This window comes from Kocuria sp. SM24M-10 (assembly GCF_001027955.1).
Taxonomy (GTDB): domain Bacteria; phylum Actinomycetota; class Actinomycetes; order Actinomycetales; family Micrococcaceae; genus Kocuria; species Kocuria oceani.
The window spans coordinates 1-2,625 of record NZ_LDNX01000177.1; the positions used below are offsets into that span (position 1 = coordinate 1).

Genomic DNA, 2,625 nt, shown 5'->3' on the forward strand with positions numbered 1-2,625 from the left:
GTGGCGGGACAGCCCGTCCCGCCACACCAGCAGGCTATTGCATGTGCGAACCCCAAGGGTGGAACGACGTAAAATGACGAGCGCCCGTTCCGCGCCCGCATCCCCTTGTAAGGTTCGCCTCATGCCCGTCCGGACCCTCGCCCTGGCCGCCCTGATCCTGCTCGCCCCCGCTCCCGCCGAGGCTTCACCCGATGCCGTGCAGACTCCCGCGCCGGCCGTCGGATCCCCCACCGACGCGCCGGCCGAGGACGGCTCCGTCGACGCACCGGCGGAGCCGGCCGGGCCGACCGGCCCGGCCGAGCCGACCCCGGCCGGCCCGGTGGAGACCCCTGCCGTCGATCCCGCGGTCGGCGCTCCGTCGGACTCCGGGACGGCACCGGGACCCGACGAGGCGCCCGTCGCTGAGCGGCCCTCGGCGCCCGACGCCGCCCCGGCCGCGGACTCCGCCCCCTCCGGCGCGGAGACCGGCCCGGCCGCGGGCCGGTCGACCGGCGCCGAGACCGGCACCGAGGACGACTCCGGGACGACGCGCCCGGCACCGGCCGCCGCCCAGTCGGGAACGTCCCGCTCCCCCGGAGCCACGGCGGCGGAGCCCTCGGAGCAGAGCCCGCACGCACGCCCGCTCGAGGCCCGGGGGCTGCCTGGAGCGCAGCAGGTGGCGCCCGGCACGGTCACCCGGGTGCCCCTGGGCAGTCTCACCCGGGTTCCGGCACAGGAGACGGCGACCGCCCCCGGGCTGCTGGTGGCCCTGGGCGGCCTGGGGACCGTGGCGGTCGGTGCCACAGCCCTGGGCGTCCGCCGCTCGCGGGCCCGCCGCAGGGCCTGAGCGCCCGACCCCTGACAGCGCTCAACCCTCGCGGCGCCCGAGGCCCTCGGGCTCGCCCGCACGGCCGCGGCCTTCCGCGCCGGGGCACACGAAAGAGCCCCTGACCGGAAGGGTGTCCCGGTCAGGGGCTCTGCAGTGCGGAGGATGGGGGATTTGAACCCCCGAGGGCGTGAACCCAACACGCGTTCCAGGCGTGCGCCATAGGCCGCTAGGCGAATCCTCCAGGCACGCACACCCCGGCGACCTCGCGGCGCCGGAACATGCGGAATCCAGCATAGCCCAACCCCCGGGCATTGCCGAATCGTCGGCGGCGCCGCCCGGTTTCGACCTGCCCGCGGCATCGGCTAGACTCTGTGCCAGCCCCTCGCGTGGCGTCATCCTGTTGAACTCCCCCAGGGCCGGAAGGCAGCAAGGGTAAACGGGCTCTGGCGGGTGCGCGAGGGGTCTTTTCGTCCCCTCGGGGCGGCCCGGCTCCCCAGCCCCGGGGCCCCGCCCCGCCTGTCGGAATCCGTCGCTAAGGTGGCTCCTGTGACTACCGCCCTGTACCGCCGCTACCGCCCGGAGACCTTCGAGGACGTCATCGGCCAGGAGCACGTGACCGAGCCGCTGATGACGGCGCTGCGCAAGGACAGGGTCAGCCACGCCTACCTCTTCTCCGGGCCCCGCGGATGCGGCAAGACCACCTCCGCGCGCATCCTGGCCCGCTGCCTGAACTGCGCCGAGGGTCCCACGCCCACGCCCTGCGGCCGCTGCGAGAGCTGCCGGGACCTGGCCCGGGACGGGGCCGGCTCGCTCGACGTGATCGAGATGGACGCCGCCAGCCACGGCGGCGTGGACCACGCCCGCGACCTGCGCGAGCGCGCCACGTTCGCGCCCGTGCGGGACCGGTTCAAGATCTTCATCATCGACGAGGCGCACATGGTCACGCGCGAGGGCTTCAACGCCCTGCTCAAGATCGTCGAGGAGCCCCCGGAGCACATCAAGTTCATCTTCGCGACCACCGAGCCCAGCAAGGTGCTCACGACCATCCGGTCCCGGACCCACCACTACCCCTTCCGTCTGGTCCCCACCGAGCCGCTGATGCACTACCTCGAGCAGCTGTGCGCCGAGGAGCACGTGGAGGTGGCCCCGGGGGTGCTCTCCCTGGTGGTCCGGGCCGGCGGCGGTTCGGTCCGCGACACCCTCTCCGTGCTGGACCAGCTCATGGCGGGCTCCGACGAGCGGGGCATCGGCTACGACCTCGCCGTGGCCCTGCTGGGCTACACCCACGGCGCCCTCCTCGACGACGTGGTCGACGCCTTCGCGTCCGGGGACGCCGCCACGGTGTTCCGCGCGGTGGACCGGGTGATCCAGACCGGTCAGGACCCGCGCCGGTTCGTGGAGGACCTCCTCGAGCGCTTCCGCGACCTCATCATCGTCAACGCGGTCCCGGAGTCGGCGGGCAACATTTTGCACGGGATGCCCCAGGACCAGATCGCGCGGCTGCGCAACCAGGCGTCCCAGCTCGGGGCCTCGGAGCTCTCCCGCGCGGCGGACATCACCAACACGGCCCTCACGGAGATGACGGGGGCCACCTCGCCCCAGCTGCACCTCGAGCTGCTCTGCGCGCGCATCCTGCTGCCCTCCTCGGAGGACACCACCCGCGGCGTGACGGCGCGGGTGGACCGGCTGGAACGGCGGTTGAGCATCGGCCGCGGCACCGTCCCCGCCGCCGGGCACGAGGAGCCCGCGGCCGCCACCTCGCGGCCCTCCGCGGCCGCAGCGCCCGTTGGCGCGGAGCCCGTGGCCGCGGAGCCCGT

2 protein-coding genes, 1 tRNA gene and 1 other RNA gene are annotated in these 2,625 nt (G+C 74.5%); 3 read left to right on the forward strand and 1 reads right to left on the reverse strand.

What is annotated here, in order from left to right; translation table 11 throughout:
- Nucleotides 1-121: 121 nt before the first annotated feature.
- Nucleotides 122-826, forward strand: coding sequence for a hypothetical protein (locus ABL57_RS20495; protein ID WP_047805340.1), 705 nt, complete (start codon nt 122-124; stop codon nt 824-826).
- Nucleotides 827-964: 138 nt separating this feature from the next.
- Here the strand turns inward: ABL57_RS20495 and ABL57_RS20500 are convergent.
- Nucleotides 965-1,049: transfer RNA gene (locus ABL57_RS20500), tRNA-Ser, on the reverse strand.
- 132 nt (nt 1,050-1,181) lie between these two features.
- On the opposite strand from ABL57_RS20500, the gene ffs reads away from it, so the two are divergent.
- Nucleotides 1,182-1,278: signal recognition particle sRNA small type (ffs, locus tag ABL57_RS21570), an RNA gene on the forward strand.
- Nucleotides 1,279-1,354: 76 nt separating this feature from the next.
- Nucleotides 1,355-2,625, forward strand: a 1,271-nt coding sequence (locus ABL57_RS20505; RefSeq protein WP_047805341.1) for a DNA polymerase III subunit gamma and tau, incomplete at its 3' end; no start/stop codon positions are given.